At 32.0% G+C, this 24,794-nt stretch carries 29 protein-coding genes; 28 read left to right on the top strand and 1 reads right to left on the bottom strand.

Annotated elements, in window-relative coordinates; all coding sequences use genetic code 11:
* Nucleotides 1-36: 36 nt before the first annotated feature.
* The 27 genes from ACF91D_RS14815 to holA all read left to right on the top strand — a co-directional run bounded on the left by ACF91D_RS14815 (nucleotide 37) and on the right by holA (nucleotide 22,016).
* Nucleotides 37-297, top strand: coding sequence for an IreB family regulatory phosphoprotein (locus ACF91D_RS14815; RefSeq protein ID WP_029377131.1), 261 nt, complete (start codon nucleotides 37-39; stop codon nucleotides 295-297).
* A gap of 4 nt (nucleotides 298-301) precedes the next feature.
* Entirely contained in the window at nucleotides 302-730 is a 429-nt protein-coding gene (ruvX, locus tag ACF91D_RS14810; protein WP_039068293.1) for a Holliday junction resolvase RuvX, read from the top strand.
* A gap of 16 nt (nucleotides 731-746) precedes the next feature.
* Nucleotides 747-1,073: a DUF1292 domain-containing protein gene (locus tag ACF91D_RS14805; RefSeq protein WP_017724645.1), complete on the top strand. Its 327-nt coding sequence runs from the start codon at nucleotides 747-749 to the stop codon at nucleotides 1,071-1,073.
* 657 nt (nucleotides 1,074-1,730) lie between these two features.
* A complete protein-coding gene (locus tag ACF91D_RS14800; protein ID WP_039068292.1) occupies nucleotides 1,731-2,369 on the top strand; it encodes an O-methyltransferase in 639 nt (212 codons plus the stop codon).
* A complete protein-coding gene (locus tag ACF91D_RS14795) occupies nucleotides 2,369-3,292 on the top strand; it encodes a peptidase U32 family protein (RefSeq protein ID WP_039068291.1) in 924 nt (307 codons plus the stop codon). The genes ACF91D_RS14800 and ACF91D_RS14795 overlap by 1 nt, the downstream gene beginning before the upstream one ends.
* 13 nt (nucleotides 3,293-3,305) lie before the next feature.
* Nucleotides 3,306-4,574 carry a peptidase U32 family protein gene (locus tag ACF91D_RS14790; RefSeq protein WP_069792178.1) on the top strand — a complete coding sequence of 423 codons (1,269 nt, stop codon included), beginning with the start codon at nucleotides 3,306-3,308 and terminating at the stop codon, nucleotides 4,572-4,574.
* Nucleotides 4,574-5,197, top strand: a complete 624-nt coding sequence (gene udk / locus ACF91D_RS14785) for a uridine kinase (RefSeq protein ID WP_039068289.1) — start codon at nucleotides 4,574-4,576, stop codon at nucleotides 5,195-5,197. Before ACF91D_RS14790 ends, udk begins: the two co-directional genes overlap by 1 nt.
* Before the next feature lie 27 nt (nucleotides 5,198-5,224).
* Nucleotides 5,225-5,701 carry a transcription elongation factor GreA gene (greA, locus tag ACF91D_RS14780; protein WP_017724640.1) on the top strand — a complete coding sequence of 159 codons (477 nt, stop codon included), beginning with the start codon at nucleotides 5,225-5,227 and terminating at the stop codon, nucleotides 5,699-5,701.
* 296 nt (nucleotides 5,702-5,997) lie between these two features.
* Entirely contained in the window at nucleotides 5,998-6,720 is a 723-nt protein-coding gene (pxpB, locus tag ACF91D_RS14775; protein WP_392437345.1) for a 5-oxoprolinase subunit PxpB, read from the top strand.
* Nucleotide 6,721: 1 nt separating this feature from the next.
* Nucleotides 6,722-7,720 (top strand): 5-oxoprolinase subunit C family protein, encoded by a 999-nt coding sequence (locus ACF91D_RS14770; protein WP_101049485.1) that lies wholly within the window; start codon nucleotides 6,722-6,724, stop codon nucleotides 7,718-7,720.
* A 2-nt stretch (nucleotides 7,721-7,722) separates the two neighbouring features.
* Entirely contained in the window at nucleotides 7,723-8,163 is a 441-nt protein-coding gene (locus ACF91D_RS14765) for an acetyl-CoA carboxylase biotin carboxyl carrier protein (RefSeq protein WP_069792176.1), read from the top strand.
* Between the two features lie 23 nt (nucleotides 8,164-8,186).
* Entirely contained in the window at nucleotides 8,187-9,545 is a 1,359-nt protein-coding gene (locus ACF91D_RS14760) for an acetyl-CoA carboxylase biotin carboxylase subunit (protein WP_327620577.1), read from the top strand.
* Nucleotides 9,545-10,303, top strand: coding sequence for a 5-oxoprolinase subunit PxpA (gene pxpA / locus ACF91D_RS14755; RefSeq protein ID WP_039068284.1), 759 nt, complete (start codon nucleotides 9,545-9,547; stop codon nucleotides 10,301-10,303). Before ACF91D_RS14760 ends, pxpA begins: the two co-directional genes overlap by 1 nt.
* Nucleotides 10,304-10,306: 3 nt before the next feature.
* On the top strand, nucleotides 10,307-11,539 hold the full coding sequence (locus ACF91D_RS14750) for an NRAMP family divalent metal transporter (RefSeq protein WP_069792174.1): 1,233 nt from the start codon (nucleotides 10,307-10,309) through the stop codon (nucleotides 11,537-11,539).
* 229 nt (nucleotides 11,540-11,768) lie between these two features.
* Nucleotides 11,769-12,455, top strand: a complete 687-nt coding sequence (gene mtnN, locus ACF91D_RS14745) for a 5'-methylthioadenosine/S-adenosylhomocysteine nucleosidase (RefSeq protein ID WP_069792173.1) — start codon at nucleotides 11,769-11,771, stop codon at nucleotides 12,453-12,455.
* Between the two features lie 15 nt (nucleotides 12,456-12,470).
* Complete coding sequence (locus tag ACF91D_RS14740; protein WP_069792172.1) at nucleotides 12,471-12,998, top strand: YqeG family HAD IIIA-type phosphatase; 528 nt, start codon at nucleotides 12,471-12,473, stop codon at nucleotides 12,996-12,998.
* Complete coding sequence (gene yqeH / locus ACF91D_RS14735) at nucleotides 12,999-14,105, top strand: ribosome biogenesis GTPase YqeH (RefSeq protein ID WP_039069613.1); 1,107 nt, start codon at nucleotides 12,999-13,001, stop codon at nucleotides 14,103-14,105.
* A 12-nt stretch (nucleotides 14,106-14,117) separates the two neighbouring features.
* On the top strand, nucleotides 14,118-14,915 hold the full coding sequence (gene aroE, locus ACF91D_RS14730) for a shikimate dehydrogenase (RefSeq protein ID WP_327620579.1): 798 nt from the start codon (nucleotides 14,118-14,120) through the stop codon (nucleotides 14,913-14,915).
* A gap of 11 nt (nucleotides 14,916-14,926) precedes the next feature.
* Nucleotides 14,927-15,217 (top strand): ribosome assembly RNA-binding protein YhbY, encoded by a 291-nt coding sequence (gene yhbY / locus ACF91D_RS14725; protein ID WP_039069611.1) that lies wholly within the window; start codon nucleotides 14,927-14,929, stop codon nucleotides 15,215-15,217.
* Nucleotides 15,217-15,789 carry a nicotinate (nicotinamide) nucleotide adenylyltransferase gene (nadD, locus tag ACF91D_RS14720; protein ID WP_327620580.1) on the top strand — a complete coding sequence of 191 codons (573 nt, stop codon included), beginning with the start codon at nucleotides 15,217-15,219 and terminating at the stop codon, nucleotides 15,787-15,789. The genes yhbY and nadD overlap by 1 nt, the downstream gene beginning before the upstream one ends.
* Nucleotides 15,779-16,363: a bis(5'-nucleosyl)-tetraphosphatase (symmetrical) YqeK gene (gene yqeK, locus ACF91D_RS14715; protein WP_318759977.1), complete on the top strand. Its 585-nt coding sequence runs from the start codon at nucleotides 15,779-15,781 to the stop codon at nucleotides 16,361-16,363. The genes nadD and yqeK overlap by 11 nt, the downstream gene beginning before the upstream one ends.
* Nucleotides 16,364-16,717 carry a ribosome silencing factor gene (gene rsfS / locus ACF91D_RS14710; protein WP_039069608.1) on the top strand — a complete coding sequence of 118 codons (354 nt, stop codon included), beginning with the start codon at nucleotides 16,364-16,366 and terminating at the stop codon, nucleotides 16,715-16,717.
* Between the two features lie 2 nt (nucleotides 16,718-16,719).
* A complete protein-coding gene (locus ACF91D_RS14705; protein ID WP_327620581.1) occupies nucleotides 16,720-17,436 on the top strand; it encodes a class I SAM-dependent DNA methyltransferase in 717 nt (238 codons plus the stop codon).
* A 48-nt stretch (nucleotides 17,437-17,484) separates the two neighbouring features.
* Nucleotides 17,485-18,207, top strand: coding sequence for a helix-hairpin-helix domain-containing protein (locus ACF91D_RS14700; RefSeq protein ID WP_232785866.1), 723 nt, complete (start codon nucleotides 17,485-17,487; stop codon nucleotides 18,205-18,207).
* A gap of 85 nt (nucleotides 18,208-18,292) precedes the next feature.
* Entirely contained in the window at nucleotides 18,293-18,754 is a 462-nt protein-coding gene (locus ACF91D_RS14695) for a ComE operon protein 2 (protein WP_017724623.1), read from the top strand.
* A gap of 262 nt (nucleotides 18,755-19,016) precedes the next feature.
* Nucleotides 19,017-20,969 (top strand): DNA internalization-related competence protein ComEC/Rec2, encoded by a 1,953-nt coding sequence (locus tag ACF91D_RS14690; protein ID WP_392437267.1) that lies wholly within the window; start codon nucleotides 19,017-19,019, stop codon nucleotides 20,967-20,969.
* 72 nt (nucleotides 20,970-21,041) lie between these two features.
* A complete protein-coding gene (gene holA, locus ACF91D_RS14685; RefSeq protein ID WP_039069604.1) occupies nucleotides 21,042-22,016 on the top strand; it encodes a DNA polymerase III subunit delta in 975 nt (324 codons plus the stop codon).
* A 359-nt stretch (nucleotides 22,017-22,375) separates the two neighbouring features.
* On the opposite strand, the gene rpsT is transcribed toward holA, so the two are convergent.
* The gene (gene rpsT / locus ACF91D_RS14680; protein ID WP_017724620.1) at nucleotides 22,376-22,627 is read right to left on the bottom strand and encodes a 30S ribosomal protein S20; all 252 of its coding nucleotides are present in this window, start codon (nucleotides 22,625-22,627) and stop codon (nucleotides 22,376-22,378) included.
* Nucleotides 22,628-22,947: 320 nt separating this feature from the next.
* Between rpsT and lepA the strand changes: the two genes are divergently transcribed.
* Nucleotides 22,948-24,771, top strand: coding sequence for a translation elongation factor 4 (gene lepA, locus ACF91D_RS14675; RefSeq protein WP_039069603.1), 1,824 nt, complete (start codon nucleotides 22,948-22,950; stop codon nucleotides 24,769-24,771).
* The last annotated feature ends 23 nt before the right edge of the window (nucleotides 24,772-24,794 follow it).

Below are 24,794 nucleotides of genomic sequence, written 5' to 3'. Positions count from 1 at the left end.
AGTACTTTTTTATTCGATACAAAAGGAGTATAATATATGGAAAATTTTGATAAAACTATGAAATTTAATTATGATGAAATTCCAAAAGAAGATGTCAAAACAGTGTTACAAAATGTCTATAATACGTTAAAAGAAAAAGGATATAATCCAGTGAATCAAATCGTAGGTTATTTACTATCGGGTGATCCGGCTTATATTCCGCGTAATAATGAAGCTAGAAATCAAATACGTCGCATAGACCGTGATGATATTATGGAAGAATTAGTTTCTAGTTACTTACAAGAGAAATCTAACTAATTAAATGTTAAAACATAAAATCATTGGATTAGATGTAGGTAGTAAAACTGTTGGCATTGCAATAAGTGATCTTATGGGTTGGACAGCCCAAGGATTAGATACACTCCGTATAGACGAAGAAAAAAATGAATTAGGTATAAATCAACTTGTAGATATTATACAAAAAGAGAAAGTTGGTACCGTAATTGTCGGATTACCAAAAAACATGAACAATTCTATTGGATTTCGAGGCGAGGCTTCGTTACAATACAAGGAGCAACTTCAAGAAGCACTGCCATCATTAGAAATAATCATGTGGGATGAACGCTTAAGCACTATGGCTGCAGAACGTTCACTGCTTGAAGCAGATGTTTCTAGACAGAAACGAAAGAAAGTAATTGATAAAATGGCTGCAGTCTTTATTCTGCAAGGCTATTTAGACTCATTACAATAAAAAGGAGCGTTTAATTATGACTGAACACAATCACGATTCTCAATTAGAAATTAACAACGAGGAAGAATTACTTACTCTATACGATGAAGAAGGTAACGAAGTTTTATATCGTAAAGTATTAGAATTCTTCCACCCAGAATTTAAAAAAGAATATGTGATTCTTGCTGAAGAAGGCGCAGAATCTGACGATGATGATTTAATAGAATTGGTACCAATGATCAATGAACCAGATGAAAATGGTGAAGGTGGTAAATTCTTACCTGTAGAAACAGATGAAGAATGGGACATGATTGAAGAAGTAGTTAATACTGAAATGGATGATCATGATCACGACCACGAATAATAAAGAATAATTAATTAAAGTGTAAATACGCATAAGAGCTTGGGATATAAATCTCATGCTTAAAATAAAGGGTTAATCCGTAACAAAATGGATTAGCCCTTTTTATATTAAAATATTATAACTTTGGCCGTGTATGCTTGTTTAGGGTTTAGTTTGAGCGTATAAGTTGAGTCTGTAATTTAATCTTAATACTGTACCTTCATATATTAGCACGATAATAAATTATGTGTTTTAATACAAGGAAATATGAAGTTTCGTATAATAAAATTATCCGTACATAATTTAAGAAGGGATGCTTTTTATATTAATGTTCTAAAACGACTTCAATTTTAATATCAATAGAAATTTCAATTTTAAACTCAATTAAAACTAGTTATATTTATACCGGATTTTCAAATATATTTTTGCTTATTTAGTATTCACTATGACTTTACACTTATATTCTTTATGCGTTTGTGATAAAATATATAAAGTTAAATTTGTGCGTACATACATAAAAGAAAAAGTTTTATAGTGAATCATTATTAAAATTAAATACGCAAATTGAATTTAGGATTTAATATTTTGTTTAAATTATCTAATCAGTCACTTAATGACTGATTTATTTTATTGCTTGAATCCAAAGTATGATTTTACAACAAAGGAAGTTATGAAGAAATGGATAATAATCAATCCTATTTATTAAATTTACACAAGCAAACAGATGAAAATATAGAAACTCTTAGAACGTTTGCCGAGGAAAATAGTGTCCCGATCGTAGACCGACTAACACTTGAAATGATAAAACAAGTAATCAGGTTACATAAACCTATTAACATATTGGAAATTGGTACCGCTATCGGATATAGCGCGATGCAATTTGCTTCGATATCTAAAGAAATTCATGTAACGACAATAGAACGTGACGAAGAAATGATAAATAAAGCGAAAGAAAATATAGATTTATATGCGTTTAATAAACAAGTGAAACTGGTGGAAGGTAATGCATTAGAACAGTTCGATAATGTGAATGATCGGACATTTGATATGATATTTATAGATGCAGCAAAAGCGCAATCGAAGAAATTCTTTGAACTTTATACTCCAATTTTAAAAGATGGTGGCGTCGTCATTACAGATAATGTTCTATACCACGGTTTCGTTTCTGATATATCAGTAGTACGCACACGTAATGTACGCCAAATGGTTAAAAAAGTTATAGAGTATAACGAATGGTTAATCAATCATGAAGGTTACACAACTAATTTTTTAAACATAGATGATGGTTTAGCAATTTCAATTAAAGGAGAATCATAATGACAGAATTATTAGTTACACCCAAATCTGTTAAACATATTGAAATATTAATTGAAAAAGGCGCTGATGCATTTGTGATAGGCGAGCAGAAATTTGGTCTGAGGCTTGCAGGCGAATTTAATAGAGAAGCCATGAGAGAAGCTGTTAAATTGGCGCACAATAATAATAAAAAGGTTTATGCAGCAGTAAATGGGCTATTTCATAATTACCATCTTAATGCCGTTGAATCTTATATAGAGTTTTTGCACGAAATCAACGTTGATCGCATTATTTTTGGTGACCCCGCTGTAATTATGTTTGTTAAAAAGCACGATAATCCAATTCCACTTAATTGGGATGCTGAAACGTTAGTGACAAATTATTTTCAGTGTAATTACTGGGGTAAAAAAGGTGCTAAACGTGCACAGTTAGCAAGAGAATTGAATTTAGAAGAAATACTAAATATTAAAGCCAATGCAAATGTGGAAATTGAGGTACAAGTACACGGTATGACATGTATGTTCCAGTCTAAGCGTATGTTGTTAGGCAACTATTACACTTTCCAAGAACGACAATTAAAAATTGAACGTAATCTAGCAGCTGATGAACTATTATTATATGACGAAGAACGTGATAACAAATATCCAGTGTTCGAAGATTATAATGGGACGCATATTATGTCTCCACATGATATATGTTTAATAGAAGAATTAGAACCCCTATTAGAAGCTGGTATAGATTCATTAAAAATAGATGGTATATTACAGTCAGAAGAGTATATAAATATATGTACAGAGCAATATAGAGAAGCCATTGATTTGTATAATGAAGATTCTGAAGCATATGAAGACGAAAAATTTATGTTAGTTGACCCTATTGAAGCAATACAACCAGAACATCGCCCATTTGACGAAGGTTTCTTATATAAACAAACAGTATATTAATGGAGGTTGAACAGTGAAAATTTTAGAAGAAATTAACATTCAAAATAAACCTAAAATGAAAAAGCCTGAACTTCTTGCACCAGCTGGAAATTTAGAAAAACTGAAAATCGCCGTACATTATGGTGCAGATGCTGTTTTTCTTGGAGGACAAGCTTATGGTTTAAGGTCAAATGCAGATAATTTTACATTAGCAGAAATAAAAGAAGGCGTAGAATTTGCTCAATGTTATGGTGCTAAAATTTATGTTACTACAAATATAATCGCTCATGATGAAAACATGGAAGGTTTAGATGACTATTTACGCGACTTAGCTTTAGTGGGTGTCACAGGGATTATTGTTGCAGATCCGCTAATTATTGAGACTTGTAAAAGTGTCGCGCCAGAGCTAGAAATTCATCTATCCACCCAACAATCTCTTTCGAATTATAAAGCAGTCCAATTTTGGAAAGAAGAAGGTTTAGACAGAGTTGTATTAGCGCGTGAAACGGGCGCAATGGAAATGAAAGAGATGAAAGAGAAAGTAGATATCGAGATTGAATCATTTATACATGGAGCTATGTGTATTGCTTATTCGGGGAGATGTACTTTAAGTAATCATATGACTGCAAGAGATTCAAACAGAGGTGGTTGTTGTCAAAGTTGTCGTTGGGATTATGATTTACTGCAAGTGGAATCTGATGGAGAACTAGATCTATATTATGGTGATGAGGAAGTCACACCATTTGCAATGAGCCCGAAAGACTTAAAGCTAATAGAATCTATTCCTAATATGATGGATATTGGCGTTGATTCTTTGAAAATAGAAGGACGCATGAAATCGATTCACTATATTGCTACCGTTGTTTCGGTATATAGAAAAGTGATTGATGCTTATGCAAACGATCCTGAAAATTTCAAAATTAAACCGGAATGGTTGGTTGAATTAGATAAATGTGCCAATAGAGATACAGCTTCTGCTTTTATAAAAGGTACTCCTGGTTATGAAGAGCAGATGTTTGGACACCAGAATAAGAAAAATTCAGCTTATGACTTCTGTGGATTAGTATTAGATTATGATGAGAAAACTAAGATTGCAACGATTCAACAACGAAATAAATTTGAACCTGGGCAAGAAATAGAATTTTTCGGCCCAGAAATTGAGACTTTTCGACAAGTTGTAGATACAATTTATGACGAAGAGGGTAATAAACTTGATGCTGCCCGTCACCCATTACAAATTGTGCAAATTAAAGTTAATCATCCAATTTATGCAAATAACATGATGAGAAAGGAAATTGGATAATGAAAAGTACAACAATAATCGGTATAGCTGGTGGGTCTGGATCAGGTAAAACATCAGTCACAAATGAAATTATGAAAAATTTAGAAGGCCATAGTGTTGCACTATTGGCTCAAGACTATTATTATAAAGACCAATCACATTTAACTTTTGATGAACGTTTAGAAACCAACTATGACCATCCTTTTGCTTTTGATAATGATTTATTAATTGAAAATTTAACTGACTTAAGAAATGGTAAACAAGTTGAAGTGCCAACATACGACTACACAAATCATACGAGAAGCGATGAAACGATTGCATTTGAGCCAAAAGATGTTATTATCGTAGAAGGTATATTTGCACTTGAAAACAAAACATTAAGAGATTTAATGGATGTAAAAATTTATGTCGATACAGATGCTGATTTACGTATATTAAGACGTCTTCTTCGAGATACTGAAGAAAGAGGACGTACAATGGATTCTGTAATCAATCAATATCTAAATGTAGTTCGACCAATGCATAATCAATTTATAGAACCTACAAAAAGGTACGCAGACATTATTATTCCAGAAGGTGGAAGTAATAAAGTAGCGATCGATATAATGACAACTAAGATTCAAACATTAGTAAGTAAACAATAGTATTTATATGTAAAGGAAGATGACATAATGGAAAATCAAAAACAATATCCAATGACTCAAGAAGGATTTGAAAAGTTAGAAAACGAACTTGAAGAATTAAAAACTGTAAAACGACCTGAAGTCGTTGAAAAAATTAAAGTTGCGCGTTCTTTCGGTGATTTATCAGAGAACTCAGAGTACGATGCAGCCAAAGATGAGCAAGGTTTTATTGAACAAGATATCCAACGAGTAGAACACATGTTACGTAATGCACTTATTATCGAAGATAACGGTGATAATAACCAAGTACAGTTAGGTAAAACAGTAACTTTTGTAGAATTACCAGGCGATGAAGAAGAAGAATATCAAATTGTAGGTTCTGCAGAATCTGATGCGTTTAAAGGAAAAATCTCTAATGAATCACCAATGGCAAAAAGTCTGATTGGTAAAAAATTAGATGATGAAGTACGCGTGCCGCTACCAAATGGTGGAGAAATCAACGTAAAAATTGTTAATATTAAATAATATAATTAAGTACCCCCTAACAAAGTTTTAAATGTTGGGGGGTACTTAAAATATATTGAAGTATTTCGAGCTATTTCAGTAAAATGATTTCAAATAAAATTTATATAATAATGATAAAAACCAGCTCTGTTGAATACTTGAATATTAAGGTTTTATGTATTTGTATTTATTATTATAGTTGATAATTATTTGCTATTAAACAAGAATTTAAAATAAGTGATATAATAGCAATGTTAATCTCATAATTAATTTTTTATTTAAAATTAATTGTAGAAAGCATAAAGGAGGCTACGTTTCTGGAGTATAAATTAATAAATGAGCAAGCAATAATGATTTACTTTGAAGCACAAATAGATCTAGATACTTTTAATAAAGTTCAACAAGTAGTAAACCATATTAAAAATCAAAAACACCCTGCAATTATAGATATAGTACCGAGTTATAGAGCAATTATGCTTAATATTGATATTACACAATATGATGTTCAACAAGTAGTTAAAGAACTTAAATTGGATCAATCAGACAATGAATTGGAAGCGCATACAAACAGGGAAACTAAGCAAATCAATATCCCTGTACTTTACGGTGGAGCATATGGTCAAGATTTAAGTGAAGTTGCTTCATATAATAATTTATCAGAAGAAGAAGTTGTGCAATTACATACAGATAATACATATTTAATATACATGCTTGGATTTATGCCTGGTTTTCCATTTTTAGGAGGTTTGAATCCACAATTACATACTCCAAGAAGGCAGCAACCAAGAACAAGTATACCTTCTGGTTCAGTAGGTATTGCTAATAATCAAACTGGTTTATATCCAAAGGAATCACCGGGAGGATGGCAGATAATTGGTCGCACACCAATTCGAGTATTCGATATTAATCGTTCTCCAATGTGTTTATATAATTCGGGAGATACAATTAAGTTTTATTCAATTGATGAAGAAACATTTGAGCATATACAACAGTCACAACTACAAGATGATTTTGAAATTGCAAAGTGGGTGAATATATAGTATGAGTATTAAAATATTAACTCCTGGTTTATTTAGTACAGTTCAAGATTTAGGCAGAGTTGGTTATCAAGACCAAGGTTTTTCAACAGCTGGTGCACTAGATACTTATGCTTTAAGAATAGGTTATACATTAATAGGCAATGAAGGACCGGCCATTGAATTCACGATAATTGGGCCGACAATACAATTTCTAAACGATAATACATTTGTGTTAACAGGTGGGCATTTTGAAGCAACATTAAACGATCAAGCTATCTCTCATCAAACAGTTATTTTTGTTGAGAAGGGTGATGAATTAAAAATAGGTTCAGTTGTTGATGGGGCAAGAGGATATATATTGTTCGGGAACCCACTCGAAATACCAAAGGTAGCAAATAGTTATTCAACACATACTAGAAGTAAGATAGGTGGCTATCATGGCAGAGCATTAAAGTCTTCTGATGTAATCACATGTCAACAAAATAAAATGTACACAGAGCGAATAGGTTTGAGTTGTCCAGTTGATACGTTAAATCAAGAATTAATTCATATAATAGAAGGTCCTCAAATAGAGCGTTTTAGTGATGAAGCTAAACAAAAGTTAGTAAACGAAAACTTTGAAATTTCAGAAAAATCAGACCGTATGGGTTTTCGTTTACAAGGTGAAAATATTGCACCAATAGAATCTGCAGATATCATTTCTGAACCTTTAGCTTTGGGTAGTATACAAGTCCCGAATGATGGTAATCCAATTATTTTATTAAATGATAAACAAACAGTGGGTGGTTATACTAAAATTGCAACAGTGTGTGCTGCTGATTTACCGATTCTTGCACAGAAAAAACCTAATGAAACCATCAAGTTTGAATGGATAACGGTAGAAGCAGCTACAGAGAAATTAAAACAAAAAGAACAAGAATTTAATAAAAAACAAAAACAAGTATTAAAATCACCTATTTTTGATATATCTCAGCTGAGAATGACTTCAAATCGTATTAATAAATTGCTTAAAGGAGAATAATAATGAATTTAGAAAAAGTAGAACAATTAATTAAATTAGTTAAAACAAATGATGTTAAGAAATTCACATATAAAGATTTTGAACATGAAATATCCATAGATTTCACAGAAGGTGTAACTAATAATGTTGTTTCAAATCAACCATCGAATCAGTCAAGTGAATCATATTCAAATGATACATCTAATGATGAGTCAAATGAATCAAGTTACCAGACAGTCAAATCACCTATGGTCGGAACATTTTTCTTGCAAGATGAGAAAGAGTTAACTAATCCAATCATAAATATTGGTGACGAAATTAAAAAAGGAGATACGATTGGTTATATAGAGGCGATGAAAGTTTTAAATGAAGTAATAAGTGATGTTTCTGGCGTGGTTGACGAAATTCTTGTGGAACATGGATCTAATGTTGAATATAACCAACAAATTATAAAAGTGAAATAAGTTTTAAAAAAGGGGTGTTTGTATTGTATCGTTGTTTAATTGCAAACAGAGGTGAGATAGCAGTAAGAATTATTCGAGCATGTAGAGAACTTAATATTGAAACAGTTGCTATCTACGCTCTAGGTGACGAGAAAAGTTTGCATGTCAGTTTAGCGGATCAAGCAGTTTGCATTGGAGAAGCTAATCCATTAGAAAGTTATTTAAATCAAGATAGAATTATAAGCGCAGCTAAAATTACTGGCGCGAATGCGATTCATCCTGGTTATGGATTTTTATCAGAAAGTTCCTCTTTTGCACGAAAAGTGGAAGATAATGATATTTACTTTATAGGTCCTACGCAAAAAACAATGGAAATGATGGGGGACAAAATTACAGCGAGACAAACTGTCGATAACGCAGGGGTGCCTATTATTCCTGGGTCAACTAAAGCTGTAGAATCAATTGAAGAAGTGCAAAACATTGCACAAGAAATTGGCTATCCACTCGTATTGAAAGCTGCTAGTGGTGGTGGTGGTAAAGGAATTAGAATTGTTAAATCGGAAGATACGCTAACTAAATCTTTTAAAGAGACAAAAAGTGAAGGAAAAAAATATTTCGATGATGATCGAATTTATGTAGAAGCCTTTATACCAGTTGCAAAACATGTTGAAGTTCAAGTGATAGGTGATGGAAACGAGAATTACATACATTTAGGGGAAAGAGATTGTTCAGTACAGAGGAAAAACCAAAAGTTAATTGAAGAATCACCGTGTGCAGCCATAACTGAGGAAATGAGAGAATCAATGTGTTCAGACGCAGTTAAGGTCGCAAAAGCTTCGAACTATAGAAGTGCTGGCACTATAGAATATTTAGTTACTAAAGATGCGTACTATTTCATTGAGATGAATGCACGAATTCAAGTAGAACATACTGTAACTGAAATGAGAGCAAATCGTGATTTATTACAAGCGCAACTTTATTTGATGCAACACGGGACATTACCATTTAATCAAGAAGATATTATTTTTGATGGTCATGTAATCGAAGCTAGAATTAATGCTGAAAACCCAGAAAAGCAATTTCAACCTTCGCCAGGTACTGTTCAAGCTTTACATTTACCCCAAGGATTTAATATTCGGGTAGATAGTTTGTTATATCATGGTTACACAGTTTCTCCTAATTATGATTCGTTAGTTGCTAAAGTAATTGTTAAATCATCGAACCGCCAATTAGCGATTAAAAAATTAAAAGTCGCGCTTGATGAAATGGTTATAGATGGGTTTACAACTACTGCTGATTTTCTATATGCTGTACTATCATATCCTTTATACGCAGAAGGGAATGCTGAAGAAGTAGATATCAAGTTTTTAGATAGGCATCAAATCATTAAGGAGGTAACATAATGAAAGTAGATTTAAATTGTGATTTAGGCGAAGCGTTTGGTAATTATTCTTTTGGTGGAGATAAAGATATTATACCGCTAATCACATCTGCAAATATTGCTTGTGGTTTTCATGCAGGTGATCAACATGTTATGAACCAAACGATAACACTCGCAAAAAAACATAACATTGGAATTGGTGCACACCCAGGTTTACCGGACTTGCAAGGGTTTGGTCGTAGAAATATGGACATTACACCGAAAGAGATTTATGATATTGTAGTTTATCAACTAGGTTCGCTTTATGGATTTTGTAAAATACATGATGTTTCAATGAACCATGTAAAACCTCATGGCGCACTATATCAAATGGGGGCAAGAGATAAAGCTATTGCACAAGCTATTGCGCAAGCAGTTTATGACTTTGATAAATCACTGGTGTTTGTTGGACTTTCAAATACACTGCTTATATCTGAAGCTAAATCAGTAGGGCTAACAACTGCTTCAGAAGTTTTTGCTGACAGACGCTATGAAGATGATGGACAACTTGTAAGTAGAAAAGATGCTGATGCGCTTATTACAGATACAAATGAAGCTATCGAACAGGTTATAAATATGGTAAAATCACAAAAAGTTATTACCAAAAATAACAATACAATAGATATAGAAGCTGATACTATTTGCGTACATGGGGACGGTGCGCATGCGCTTGAATTTGTATCGCAAATAAGAGAAAGATTGACGAAAGAAGGTATTTCTATTTCAAGGCTGGAGGGCTAAATTATGGGGGATAAATTAAAGTCAGATGAGCAAGAATTTAAGTTTACTAAGAATCATAAAAGACTACTATTAGGGTCAGTATTTTTAATGGCGACTTCCGCAATAGGGCCAGCATTTTTAACACAAACTGCTGTCTTTACTGCACAGTTTGCTTCAAGTTTTGCGTTTGCAATTTTGTTATCAATAATTATTGATATAGGTGCACAAATTAATATTTGGCGTGTGCTAGTTGTAACCGGAAAACGTGGACAAGAGATAGCTAATGAAATATTCAATGGACTAGGGACATTTATTTCAATTCTTATCGCAATAGGTGGCCTCGCATTTAATATTGGTAATATCGCTGGCGCTGGGTTGGGATTAAATGCCATATTTGGGTTAGATGTTAAAATTGGCGCAGCCATTACCGCCGTTTTGTCAATTGGTATTTTTATCAGTAAAGGCGGACAGAAAATTATGGATGTAGTTACAATGTTCTTAGGTGTATTAATGATTATTGTAGTAGCCTTTGTTATGTTTAAAGCTAATCCACCTTATGCTGAAGCGGCTAAGCATTTAGTAATGCCAGAACAACCGCTTGCACTAGTATTACCTATTATTACTTTAGTCGGCGGAACTGTTGGTGGTTACATCACTTTTGCAGGAGCACATAGAATATTAGACTCAGGTATTCAAGGTAAAGCATATTTACCATTTGTAAACAAAGCAGCCATCTCGGGTATTTTAACGACAGGTGTTTTAAGGACATTACTATTTTTAGCAGTGTTAGGTGTAGTAGTTACTGGCGTAACATTAAACTCAGAAAATCCACCAGCTTCTGTGTTTGAACATGTCTTAGGACCAATAGGACGTAATATCTTTGGTATTGTATTATTTGCTGCAGCTATGTCCTCAGTCATTGGTTCTGCGTATACGAGTGCTACGTTCTTAAAAACACTTCACAAATCAGTGTATAATAAAACAAATATTATAGTAATTATTTTTATTGTTATCTCAACTTTAGTTTTCTTATCACTTGGCAAGCCTGTAACATTATTAATTGTTGCAGGGGCGTTAAATGGTTTGATTTTGCCAATTACATTAGGTACAATATTGATTGCTAGTAAACGTAAATCTATTGTTGGAGATTATAAACACCCAACATGGATGCTGATTTTCGGTATTGTTGCAGTTGTTGTAACTATTGTCACTGGGGTGTTTTCACTACAAGGACTAACTGAATTATTTGGTAGTTAATAAATAATTTTATATACCCTGTAAGTAAAGTCGTTGACGGATACTTACAGGGTTTTAACTATTGAAAATATAATAATTAAATGTGATAGAAATGATTTAGATTAACAATCGAAATATATAATGAATTGAATATTTAAAGTTCAAATAAAAACATAGAACTAATATCGAGCTATTACGCTAAATGTGGTAGAATAACTAAGGCTAGGATTTTAAGACGAGGTGAATGAATGTGATTGGTATTATAGGTGCTATGGAAGAAGAAGTAGCAATCTTAAAAGATAAAATAGAAAAATTAGAAGAACTTAAAATTGCGCATGTAATTTTTTATAAAGGGAAATTACAAGGTAAAGACATAATTCTCACACAAAGTGGTATTGGTAAAGTGAATGTAGCGATTTCAACTACATTATTAATCAATCAATTTAAACCTGATCTAATCATTAATACAGGTTCTGCCGGTGCATTAGATAAAACATTAAATGTAGGAGACGTCGTCGTAAGTGATATGGTAGCCTATCATGATGCTGACGCACGAGCTTTTGGCTATCAACTAGGACAAATTCCACAAATGCCAGCACAATTTGTGGCAGATAAAGATTTAATACACAAAGCAACAGAAGCTATTGAGCAACAACAAATCAAAGCCCAAACAGGTTTGATTGTTAGTGGCGATAGTTTTATTGGGACAAGTGAACAACGAATGGTAATTAAAACAAACTTTCCACAAGCTATGGCAGCAGAAATGGAAGCTACTTCGATTGCACAAACTTGTTATCAATTTAACATGCCATTCATCATTACTCGAGCAATTTCGGATTTAGCAGATGGCGATGCTGGTATTACATTTGAAGCATTTTTAGAAAAAGCAGCAATATCTTCAAGTGAAATCGTGGAACGCTTAATTAAAACTATATAAAAAGGTGAAAATAAAATGGGTATGATAAAGCATTATTTTATGCCAAATGAATATGTTCAATCTATATTTCAAATAGATATTGAAAAACTTGCAGCATCTGGTGTTAAAGGTATAATTACAGATTTAGATAATACGCTCGTAGGTTGGGATGTAGCTGATCCTACAGAAGCTGTTAAACAGTGGTTTGAACAAGCGAAAGAAGCAGGCATCACAGTGACGATTGTTTCTAATAACAATAAACAACGTGTCGGAAGTTTTTCACAATCATTAAAAGTTGACTATATATTTAAAGCAAAAAAACCAAGAGGTAGAGCATTTAATCAAGCTTCAAAATTAATGAAATTGAAACCTTCTGAAATTGTAGTAATAGGGGATCAAATGCTAACAGATGTTTTTGGTGGTAATAGAAGAGGTCTATTTACAATTATGGTTGTCCCTGTTAAACAAACAGATGGTTTTATAACAAAGTTCAACCGGTTAATCGAGCGAAGATTGTTACAACATTTTAGAAAAAAAGGTTATATCACATGGGAGGAAAACTGATTGGCTGAAACTGAAATATTAAAATGTATTGGTTGTGGCGCTCCATTACAAGCTGAAGATCCAAATGCGCCGGGTTATGTACCAGAACATAATTTATACCGCGAGGATGTCATTTGTAAGAGATGCTTCAGATTGAAAAATTACAACGAAGTACAAGATGTAGGTCTAGAAAGTGAAGACTTCCTAAAATTACTTAATGGCTTAGCTGACAGAAGTGGAATTGTTGTTAATGTTGTTGATGTATTTGACTTTGAAGGTTCATTTATTAATGCAATTAAACGTATTGTAGGTAACAAAAAGATTATTTTAGTAGCCAATAAAATTGATTTATTGCCTAAACAAATTAATAAGCGTCGTGTGAAAGAATGGTTGAAAAAGACCGCAAGAAAATATGGCTTAGAAGCTGATGATGTGGTGCTTATTTCTGCTGAAAAAAATGATGGAATTGAAGAGTTGTTAAATTCAATCAATTTATTGAGAAATAATGAAGACGTATATATTGTAGGTACAACAAACGTCGGAAAATCAACACTTATTAACAAATTAATTGAACGCAGTGTTGGTGAAAAAGATGTAGTAACAACTTCAAGGTTTCCAGGTACGACATTAGATATGATTGATATTCCATTGGATGATACTTCTTTCATGTACGATACACCTGGGGTTATTCAAGAACATCAGATGACGCATTATGTCACTGAGAATGAACTTAAGACAATCATGCCGAAAAAGGAAGTTAAACAACGTATATATCAATTGAATGAAGGGCAAACTTTATTCTTTGGTGGTTTAGCACGAATTGATTATATAAGTGGTGGCAAACGCCCACTGGTTTGTTATTTTTCTAATGATTTAAATATTCATCGCACTAAAACTGAAAATGCAAACGAGTTATGGCGTAATCAGTTAGGTGATGTACTTGCACCACCAAATAACCCAGAACACTTTGACTTACAAAATGTTAAAGCGGTAAGGTTAGAAACTGGAAAAGAAAAACGCGACGTGATGATTTCTGGTTTAGGGTTTATTACAATTGATGAAGGTGCTAAAGTTATAATTCGCGTACCTAAAAATGTTGATGTAATATTAAGAAATTCAATAATGTAAGGGGGAATAAACATGAAATATGCGGTAATAGGTAATCCAATAGCACATTCATTATCCCCAATTATGCATAATGCAAATTTTGACGCGTTAAACATTCCATCATCTTATGAAGCAATTAACATACCGGAAGATCAATTTCATTTAATCAAAAAAATTATTGATGAAAAAGCACTTTCTGGATTTAATGTGACGATTCCTCATAAAGAAAATATTTTGCCATATTTAGATGAAATAGATGAGCAATCTAAAACAGTTGGTGCCGTGAATACGGTGAAAATCGTGAATGACAAGTGGATTGGTTACAACACAGATGGTATTGGGTATGTAACCGGGTTGAAACAAGTATATCCAGATTTGGAAAATGCCTATATATTAATTTTAGGTGCGGGCGGTGCAAGTAAAGGTATTGCAAATGAATTAGTTAAGCATGTACACTCTAAATTAACAATTGCCAATCGGACTTTGCATCGTTTTGAAAATTGGGATTTAGATGTGAACCAAATTACTTTAAAAGAAGCTGAAAAAGCACTAGATGAATTTGATATTGTGATCAATACAACACCTGCTGGTATGCATGAAAACAAGGAAGTAGTTATAAATTTAGATAATTTAGATTCGCGAACTTTAGTTAGTGATATTGTGTATGTACCTTTTAAAACGCCTATTTTAGAAATAGCAGAAGCGAAAGGAAACCCCATTCACAATGGTCTTGATATGTTTGTATATCAAGGCGCAGAAAGTTTTAAAATATGGACTAATGAACTACCTCAAATCCAAATTATGAAAGAGGCAGTTTTAAAGCATTTATAAAGGAGTTAATTATGTTAACAGGTAAGCAAAAAAGATTTTTACGTAGTAAAGCCCATAATGTCGACCCAACTTTTCAAATAGGTAAAGCCGGTATAAATGATAATATGGTAGATCAACTTCAAGATATTTTAGAAAATAGAGAATTAATTAAAATACATGTGTTACAAAATAATTTTGAAGATAAAAATGATTTAGCACAAACTTTAAGTGATGCAACACGTAGTGATATTGTGCAGGTAATCGGGTCTATGATTGTGTTGTATAAAGAATCTCAAGACAATAAGCAAATTCAATTACCATAATGTCAAAATCAATCGTAATATATGGTGGGCAGTTTAACCCGATTCACCTTGCCCACATGGTAGTGGCTAGTGAAGTTAATGATGTCATTAAACCGGATGTATTTTATTTTTTGCCAAGTTATATGTCACCTTTAAAGGTTCATGATGATTATTTAGCCGCAAATCATAGGGTAACAATGATTCATAATGTTATTAAAGAACTTGGATTCGGCGAAGTTTATCTAGACGAAATAGAGCGAAAGGGACAGAGCTATACATTTGATACTGTTCGTTCTATATTATCAGAAAACCCAAAGGCTGAAATATATTTGGTGATTGGCACAGACCAGTATAATCAACTAGATAAGTGGTATAAAATAGATAAATTGAAAACGCTTATCACTTTTGTAATTGTTAACAGAGAAAAGTCGCAACAAAGCGTTGATTCAGGGATGATATCAGTTACAATCCCACGTATTGATATTAGTTCAACATTAATTAGAGATAGAATAAAATCTAATAAGAACATTCAAGTTTTAGTTCCTCCAAGTGTTGAGCAATATATCCGAGAGGAAGGATTATATGAAAATTGACCAAGCAGTTGAAATCGTTAAAGGAAAATTGCCTGAAAAAAGGTTTAATCATTCATTAAGAGTAGCAGAAACAGCTGTGAAATTAGCAGATATTTATGATGGTGACAAAGATAAAGCAGAACTTGCAGGCATTTTACATGATTATTGTAAGTACGATGATTTAGGTTCAATGTATCAAATTGTTACTCAACATAATTTAGATCGTAATTTATTAAGTTACGGTTCTGAAATACTACATGGTCCAGTTTGCGCAATAATTATGAAAGAACACTACAACGTTGAGGATGAAGAGGTTTTACTTGCCATTAAAAACCATACGACTGGCCGTGCTCAAATGACGAAAACCGAAAAACTTGTATTTATTGCTGATTATATAGAACCAGGCCGTCAGACCCCAGGCGTTGAAGAAATTAGAGATTTAGCATACAATCAAGGTAGCTTAGATAAAACAATATATGAAATATCTAAGCGAACAGTGTTGTATTTAATTAATAAAGATATTAATGTATATGACGCTACGATTGCATGTTTAAATTATTATAATTACAGTGACGAAAGAGTAAAGGATGATTAGATGAAATCAGATCAGTTATTAAAGCTAGCTGTCGAAGCAACAGAGAATAAAAAAGCAGAAGATATTATTTCATTAAAAATGAAAGGTATCAGCGATATGACAGATTATTTCGTAGTTTGTCACGGAAATAATGAAAAACAAGTTCAATCAATTGCACGCGCAGTTAAAGACGCAGCTAACGAAGCAGAAATTGAAGTTAAGCGTATGGAAGGCTTTAATGAAGCGAGATGGATTCTTATTGATTTGGCAAATGTAGTCGTACACATTTTTCACAAGGACGAAAGAGATTATTATAACATTGAAAAATTATATAGAGACGCGCCATTAGAATCACATAGACAGGTAGCGTATTAGTCATGTCTCAATACGAAGAAATGAGCTTGTTTTATGATCAGTTAACGCTTGATCACCCCTATGAATCTTGGTTGAAAATTGTAAATTATTTTACAGAAAATAAAGGTTCTATCTTAGATATAGGATGTGGAACAGGCAATTTAACATCTTTGTTCAATGAATTTAAACAAGTGACTGGTATGGATCTTAGTATTGATATGCTTGCAATAGCAGCACAAAAATCAAATCATGTTAATTGGTTAGAAGGCGATATGACTGATTTTCAACTCAACAAATCATTTGATGTTATCACTATTTTTTGTGATTCATTAAATTATCTGCCAACGACAGAGGATGTTGTTGCTACTTTCAAACGTGTTTTCGAACATTTAGATGATCATGGTGTATTTATGTTTGATGTACACACAAGTTTTAAAATGGATACTTTATTTAACAATCAAAGCTATGTTGACGAATCGGAAGATATCTTTCTTGGATGGGAAGCTGTTAAAGGCGAAGAACCATTAAGCGTATGGCATGATATGTCATTTTTCATTAAACAATCTGATAATCAATATAGTCGATTTGATGAATCACATTATCAGCGTACTTATTTAGAAACAGAGTACAATGACATGCTAACACAAGTAGGTTTTAAGCATATTCAGACATTTGTAGATTTTGAAATAGATAATCATGATGCTGAGGGACATCGCTTGTTCTTCATTGTAAAAAAATAAAAGTAAAATCACTCCTTTGTACGTGTATTGTATAAAGGAGTGATTTTTATGTTTTCACAATGGGAAAGATGGAAAGGAATTATTAGCAAAAATAAAATTTTATTTAGCGTTATTTCGATTGCTTCATTATTGGTAATCATTTATTTATGCAATATGTTCATTCATATGGATAATAATGAGTTAAATGAAGTTTCATCAATATCTATTAACAAGATAAATAAAGATGGTAATGAACTACAATCTGAAAAAGCTGAAGTTAATATGAACCGCAAAGAAAAACTACAGAAATCCGAAAATGAAGTTATTATTGTAGATATAAAAGGTGCGGTTAAACACCCTAATATTTATAAGATGAAACGTACAGATAGAGTTAAACAGCTGTTAGATAAAGCACAAGTTTTGGATAATGCAGATCTATCAACAATTAATCTTGCAGAAAAATTGTTAGATCAAAAAGTTATATATATTCCAAAAAAAGGAGAAATTGTAGCGGCAAATACCAACAGTTTACGTAATTCTAATGACCTTCGCCAAGGCCAAACGCTAGCTTTGAAAACTGAATTGAACGATAGCCAACAAGAGAAAATAAACTTAAATAGTGCTAGCGAAACTCAATTGCAAAGTGTTGATGGTATTGGCCCAACCAAGGCTAAAGCTATTATTGAATATAGAGAACAGCATGGAAACTTTGCATCAGTAGAGCAATTAAAAGAAGTTAAAGGCATAGGTACAAAGACGCTAGAAAGAATAAGTGATTTTTTTGTGGTTTAAGTTTTTGTTGCATTTTTAAATGATACAAATTAACCTATAATTAAATCGAAATTATATTTTAATCATAATACGGAGGGCTATCATCATGGATCGCATTAAATGGGAAGAATATTTTATGGCACAAAGTCATTTGTTGGCATTACGTTCTACATGTCAACGCTTGTCAGTAGGTGCTACTGTTGTAAAGGATAATAGAATTATAGCTGGAGGATATAATGGGTCTGTATCGGGTGAAGTTCATTGTATTGATGAAGGTTGTTTACTAGAAGATGGCCACTGTATACGTACGATACATGCTGAAATGAATGCATTATTGCAATGTGCCAAACAAGGAGTGTCAACTGACGGCGCAACAATTTATGTCACGCATTTTCCATGTTTAAATTGTACGAAATCAATTATACAAGCAGGGATTAAAACAATTTATTACGCTGAAGATTATCATAATCATGATTATGCGTTGAAACTATTAGATCAATCAGGTATCGAACATACGAAAATTCCTTTCAACCAAGAACATGTAGCACAATACTTAATGAATCAATAACTTTTTGATTTTTTATGCAATAGCATATTTAGTTGGTATTTTATGGCTACATGTCAAATTACTGTCGACGTTGATCTTTATAATCATAATATTAATCGCTGTAAGGAAACGGTTAAAATGGTTTAAAATACTATTTATTCTATTAATACCAGTATTGTCAACTTCTTATTTTCAGCACCATTTAAAAGTTACGATTGAACAACGAACTTTTTTAACGAAGCAAACCATACATACACAAGCTTATTTTACAAATAAGCCAGTTTTGAACAATCAAAAGTTAATAGGAAAAGTTAAAATAGGAAAACGTACATTTAAATATTATTATCGAATAAAAAGTAAAAACGTTGGTAAAATTCAAGCAAAAATTGTTCGACAAAAATGCTATATCGATACTACAATTCAGTCGTTGAACAATCACCCTTACAGCCAACTTTCACTTTTTATAAATAATATAGATTTAGATAGTTGTAGTAATTCCAAAATTACTTATTCAAATATATTAGATTACCATAAGCAGTATGTATTAGATCGACTTAAACATTTTCAAATTAAATATCCGGGCAAAATTATAGCACTTATAAGTGGAGATACAACAGCAATTAGTGATGACGATATTGAGAAATATAAAGAAATTGGTATATACCATTTATTAGCCATTAGCGGAACGCATATAGGGGCGTTAGTAAGTATAATTTATTTTTTGTTGAAACCTATAAAATGTCCAATAGTTATCGTAAAATCAATAATTTGTGTTGTTTTACCATTGTATGTGTTTTATACAGATTTAGCGCCGAGTGCAATAAGAGCGGCCATGACTTGTCTCTTATTAATATTATTATCTAAATCACTTGCAAGAAATGCGCTTAATTTATTATCTGTAGCGTTCGTTTTGATGACTTCGTTTTATCCTCCTTTTGTTTATCATATAGGCTTTCAATTCTCTTTTCTCATTACATTTTTTATTTTGTTTGCTCTTCCAATATTAGAAAATGCTCATTGGGTTAAAAAAACCATATATATATCTTTAATTGCACAACTCGGCTCCTTTATAATAAGTGCGATTTATTTTAATCATATTCAATGGATTGGTATAATTAGTAATCTGTTTTTTGTACCTTTTTATACGTTTATTTTGTTTCCGTATGTTATTTTTATATTCCTCCTCATACATTTACCATTTGAACTAAGTTTCTTTATTAAGCTCCTAAATTTTTTGATGTCGATTCATGATCTAGTCATGGGTCTTTTTATACATGTGAATATTTATAAATGGTATATTCCTGAACTTAATGAACTATATACTACTTTAACTTTTATAACTGTTTTTATAGCACTAGTTTTGTTAGTTCACAAATATTATACCTGTTTCATCATAACCGTGAGTATTTTATATATCATTTCTACAATAATACCTCACGACAATTCTTATAAATTAACAATGTTAAATGTGAAGCAAGGTGATGCATTTCTATTCGAGACAAATAAACGCGAAAGCATACTTATTGATACTGGTGGAAAATTGATGCAGTCAGGCATAAAAGAAAATCACAATATTGCTAAATATCATATTATCCCTACATTAAAAAAGCACCGACTTAAAACTATAAATTATATTATTATTACACACCCTCATATTGATCATATGGGAGAATTAAGTTATTTAATAACTAAGTATAAGATAAATAATATAATCATAAATACAAGAAGTTTTGAGAAAAATAAACTAAAACTTTTAATCAAACAATGTGAAAGAAATCATGTAAAACTTATCGATTTTAAAAATATACAACGATTTAAACTAGGTAAGGCAAATATTTCTTTACTTGATTCAACTATTAATCATTCAGAGGATTTAAATGAGCAGTCTATTATTACCTATATTGAATATAATAAAATAAAAATGTTATTTATGGGAGATGCTACCATTAATAATGAACAATTGCTTTTACGCAAATATAAATTACCAAAGATAAATATATTAAAAGTAGGCCATCATGGCAGTAAAACAAGCACTAGTGATGAATTGTTACAAAAAATAAGACCAACTATTTGTCTAGTATCTGTAGGGAAGAAAAATCATTATCATCTGCCTAATCAAGAAATTATAGCCAAGTTAAAAAGATTGGGAGCACAAGTTTTTCAATCAAGTGAATATGGAGAGGTAACTATAAAATTGAAGTCAAAACTAACTATAAATACTGAGATAAATCAATGATTTTAAGTAGAGAGATCAATTGTACCATGCTATAATGATTAAATGTGTAATAGTGAAGAAAGGGTGCTAAAAATGAGCGATAAGATTATTACAATTTACGGTGAAGTACCTGAACTTATTGAAAAGAAGTCAGCTGATATCATTGCCCGTTACTTAAATGCCCCTAAAGATGATTTTAATTTTGTTAAATATAATTTATATGAAAGTGATTTATCTCCTATAATTGAAGAAACATTAACCTTACCATTTTTTTCTGACAAAAAAGCAGTATTAGTTCAAAATGCATATGTGTTTACAGGCGAAAAAGCGCCAAAAGACTTAAATCATAATACTGATCAACTTATTGAATTTATTGAAAAATATGATGGTGAAACGTTAATAATATTTGAAGTCTATCAATCAAAGTTAGATGAAAGAAAAAAGTTAGTTAAAACTTTGAAGAAACATGCCAATTTAATCAAGATTGAACAAATGACTGAAGATGAAATTAAAAAGTGGATAAAAAATGAACTTCACGAAAATTACAAAGATATAAAACAAGATGCGTTAGACTTATTTTTAGAACTTACGGGTATTAATTTTAATATTGTAAAACAAGAGCTTGAAAAAGTAATACTATTTTTAGGCGATAGGGCTACGATAAATAAGCAAGATGTTCATCAAATTGTTAATAGAAGTTTAGAACAAAATGTCTTTTTATTAACTGATTATATTCAGAAAAATAAAAAATCTCAAGCTATACAATTGGTGAAAGACTTGATAGCAATGAAGGAAGAACCCATTAAATTATTAGCATTAATTACAAGTAATTATCGCTTGTTTTATCAATGTAAAATTTTAGGGCAAAAAGGCTACAGCGGCCAACAAATAGCTAAAACAATCAATGTACATCCATACCGAGTTAAACTAGCTTTGAACCAAGCAAGAAATTATCAATTAGAGAAGTTATTAAACATTATTGATACATGTGCAGAAACGGATTATAAATTGAAGTCCTCATATATGGATAAACAATTAATTTTAGAACTTTTTATTTTGTCACTCTGATCATATAGGATTAATTATGCTTATTTTTAATTAATTGAAGACTGTTGTTCATATTGTTGTAAATGGTAGCAGCGAATTGTTTTAAATTTAGCTTTAGTTAAAGATTAAGAGTATATATAGGATTTGACTGCTGATGATATCTTTTGTTTTGTCAGTAGTTTTTTGCTTATTACTTTGGCAAGTTAAAAGTAGGAAGTAATATTCTCAATATGGGAGAGATAAGTTTGAAGTGTTATTTAGAAGAATAACTCTAAAAATCAGCTCACAATAAATTTTAAAAACAACAAAAAACAAACCAAATGCTAAAAGCATTTGGTTTGTTTGATTAGTAGATTCGAGCAGTTGCTTGAATCTGTTTATTATTTAGCAGCTGTCATCAATGAAGACTTGATACGAGCAGCTTTGTTAGTGTGGATTAAGTTGCGTTGAGCAGCTTTATCTACTTTTTTCAAAGCAAAACTCACTAAGTCAGCTTTGTTATCAGCACCAGCTTCTATAGCTGAATGAGCTCTTTTAACTGCTGTACGCATTTCATTTTTTTGAGAAATATTACGAGCTTCAGCAGTGTGTGTTGTGTTAACACGTTTAATTGCAGATTTAATGTTTGGCATGTGTGTCACCTCCTAAAAGTGATCTTCGCTATCAAAGTTAATTTGATTACAACAAGAAATATTTTATCAAAACAAGCAACTTTCTGCAATCATTTATTTATCTAAGGCGCGTAAAATAGATATAAATGATACAATATACTATAGAAAGATAAGAAAGCAACACAAAAATTCAATTTAATTTCGCTTAAGAATGTTATGAATAAATAAGTATTACTGTTAAAATGCTTTGCAAGTTTGCAATTAACTATTAAAAACGTTATTATATCAAAGAATGTCATACATATTACGGGCTAGAATTATGAAAGTGAGAAGGATAATACATGGATAAACAAGAACGCTATAATCGACGTAAAAATATTAGAAACTTTTCTATTATCGCACATATAGACCATGGTAAATCTACGTTAGCTGATAGGATTTTAGAAAATACAAAATCAGTTGAAACTAGAGAGATGCAATCTCAATTATTGGATTCTATGGATTTAGAAAGAGAACGCGGTATAACTATTAAATTAAATGCAGTACGCTTGAAATATGATGCTAAAGACGGTGAAACATATACGTTTCACTTAATCGACACACCAGGACATGTCGATTTTACTTATGAAGTGTCTAGATCACTTGCAGCATGTGAAGGTGCGATATTAGTTGTGGATGCAGCACAAGGCATAGAGGCACAAACTTTAGCGAATGTGTACTTGGCACTTGATAATGATTTAGAATTATTACCAGTTATCAATAAAATAGATTTACCAGCAGCAGAACCTGAACGAGTAAAACAAGAATTAGAAGATGTTATCGGTATCGATAAAGATGATGTCGTACTAGCAAGTGCAAAATCAAATATTGGTATTGAAGACATTTTGGAAAAAATCGTTGAAGTTGTGCCACCTCCAGAAGGAGATCCAGAAGAACCTTTAAAAGCACTTATATTCGATTCAGAATATGACCCATATAGAGGAGTTATATCTTCTATTAGGGTGGTGGAAGGTATTGTAAAAGCAGGAGACCGTATTAAGATGATGGCTACTGGTAAAGAATTCGAAGTTACTGAAGTGGGTATCAATACACCGAAACAATTGCAAGTTGACGAATTGACTGTCGGTGATGTAGGTTATATTATCGCCAGCATTAAGAATGTAGATGATTCACGTGTAGGGGATACCATCACTCACGCAAATAGACCTGCAGCTCAACCTTTACAAGGTTACAAAAAAATGAACCCAATGGTCTTCTGTGGCTTGTTCCCAATAGATAACAAAGATTATAATGATTTAAGAGAAGCATTAGAAAAATTACAGTTAAATGATGCCTCATTAGAATTTGAACCAGAATCATCACAAGCTTTAGGATTTGGTTATCGTACAGGTTTTTTAGGTATGCTACATATGGAGATTATCCAAGAGCGTATTGAACGTGAATTTGGAATAGAACTTATTGCTACAGCACCTTCAGTAATATATGAATGTATCTTAAAGACGGGTGATGAAGTAACGGTAGATAATCCTGCAAACATGCCTGATAGAGATAAGATTGAAACAATATATGAGCCATTTGTGCGCGCGACTATGATGGTGCCAAATGACTACGTAGGTGCAGTCATGGAACTATGCCAACGTAAACGTGGTCAGTTTATAAATATGGAATATATGGATGATATCCGTGTGAATATCATTTATGAAATTCCATTATCAGAGGTAGTGTTTGACTTCTTTGATCAGTTAAAATCTAATACTAAAGGCTACGCTTCATTCGATTATGAATTTATCGATAATAAAGAAAGTGATCTAGTGAAGATGGATATCTTGTTAAATGGCGAGAAAGTTGATGCTCTAAGCTTTATCGTGCATAAAGAATTTGCATACGATCGTGGGAAAGCCTTAGTTGAGAAACTTAAAACGCTGATACCTAGACAACAGTTCGAAGTTCCTGTACAAGCAGCCGTAGGACAAAAAATCGTAGCAAGAACGAATATTAAATCAATGGGTAAAAATGTTTTGTCAAAATGTTATGGTGGCGACATTACTCGTAAGAGAAAACTTTTAGAGAAACAAAAAGCTGGTAAAGCTAAAATGAAAGCAGTAGGTAATGTAGAAATCCCTCAAGATGCTTTCTTAGCTGTACTTAAGATGGACGAAGATTAATATAAATTAAAAATTGGGGCCTT

It is taken from the genome of Staphylococcus sp. 231237_7MaSpsaltlick, assembly GCF_043107035.1.
This window is presented reverse-complemented; position numbering and strand designations above follow the sequence as displayed.

Coding starts and splice junctions, on each gene's coding strand:
- ACF91D_RS14815 (WP_029377131.1), top strand. CDS start 37: ATGGAAAATTTTGATAAAACTATGAAATTTAATTATGATGAAATTCCA.
- ruvX (WP_039068293.1), top strand. CDS start 302: ATGTTAAAACATAAAATCATTGGATTAGATGTAGGTAGTAAAACTGTT.
- ACF91D_RS14805 (WP_017724645.1), top strand. CDS start 747: ATGACTGAACACAATCACGATTCTCAATTAGAAATTAACAACGAGGAA.
- ACF91D_RS14800 (WP_039068292.1), top strand. CDS start 1,731: ATGGATAATAATCAATCCTATTTATTAAATTTACACAAGCAAACAGAT.
- ACF91D_RS14795 (WP_039068291.1), top strand. CDS start 2,369: ATGACAGAATTATTAGTTACACCCAAATCTGTTAAACATATTGAAATA.
- udk (WP_039068289.1), top strand. CDS start 4,574: ATGAAAAGTACAACAATAATCGGTATAGCTGGTGGGTCTGGATCAGGT.
- greA (WP_017724640.1), top strand. CDS start 5,225: ATGGAAAATCAAAAACAATATCCAATGACTCAAGAAGGATTTGAAAAG.
- ACF91D_RS14770 (WP_101049485.1), top strand. CDS start 6,722: ATGAGTATTAAAATATTAACTCCTGGTTTATTTAGTACAGTTCAAGAT.
- ACF91D_RS14765 (WP_069792176.1), top strand. CDS start 7,723: ATGAATTTAGAAAAAGTAGAACAATTAATTAAATTAGTTAAAACAAAT.
- pxpA (WP_039068284.1), top strand. CDS start 9,545: ATGAAAGTAGATTTAAATTGTGATTTAGGCGAAGCGTTTGGTAATTAT.
- ACF91D_RS14750 (WP_069792174.1), top strand. CDS start 10,307: ATGGGGGATAAATTAAAGTCAGATGAGCAAGAATTTAAGTTTACTAAG.
- ACF91D_RS14740 (WP_069792172.1), top strand. CDS start 12,471: ATGGGTATGATAAAGCATTATTTTATGCCAAATGAATATGTTCAATCT.
- aroE (WP_327620579.1), top strand. CDS start 14,118: ATGAAATATGCGGTAATAGGTAATCCAATAGCACATTCATTATCCCCA.
- yhbY (WP_039069611.1), top strand. CDS start 14,927: ATGTTAACAGGTAAGCAAAAAAGATTTTTACGTAGTAAAGCCCATAAT.
- nadD (WP_327620580.1), top strand. CDS start 15,217: ATGTCAAAATCAATCGTAATATATGGTGGGCAGTTTAACCCGATTCAC.
- yqeK (WP_318759977.1), top strand. CDS start 15,779: ATGAAAATTGACCAAGCAGTTGAAATCGTTAAAGGAAAATTGCCTGAA.
- rsfS (WP_039069608.1), top strand. CDS start 16,364: ATGAAATCAGATCAGTTATTAAAGCTAGCTGTCGAAGCAACAGAGAAT.
- ACF91D_RS14705 (WP_327620581.1), top strand. CDS start 16,720: ATGTCTCAATACGAAGAAATGAGCTTGTTTTATGATCAGTTAACGCTT.
- ACF91D_RS14700 (WP_232785866.1), top strand. CDS start 17,485: ATGTTTTCACAATGGGAAAGATGGAAAGGAATTATTAGCAAAAATAAA.
- ACF91D_RS14695 (WP_017724623.1), top strand. CDS start 18,293: ATGGATCGCATTAAATGGGAAGAATATTTTATGGCACAAAGTCATTTG.
- holA (WP_039069604.1), top strand. CDS start 21,042: ATGAGCGATAAGATTATTACAATTTACGGTGAAGTACCTGAACTTATT.
- rpsT (WP_017724620.1), bottom strand. CDS start 22,627: ATGCCAAACATTAAATCTGCAATTAAACGTGTTAACACAACACACACT.
- lepA (WP_039069603.1), top strand. CDS start 22,948: ATGGATAAACAAGAACGCTATAATCGACGTAAAAATATTAGAAACTTT.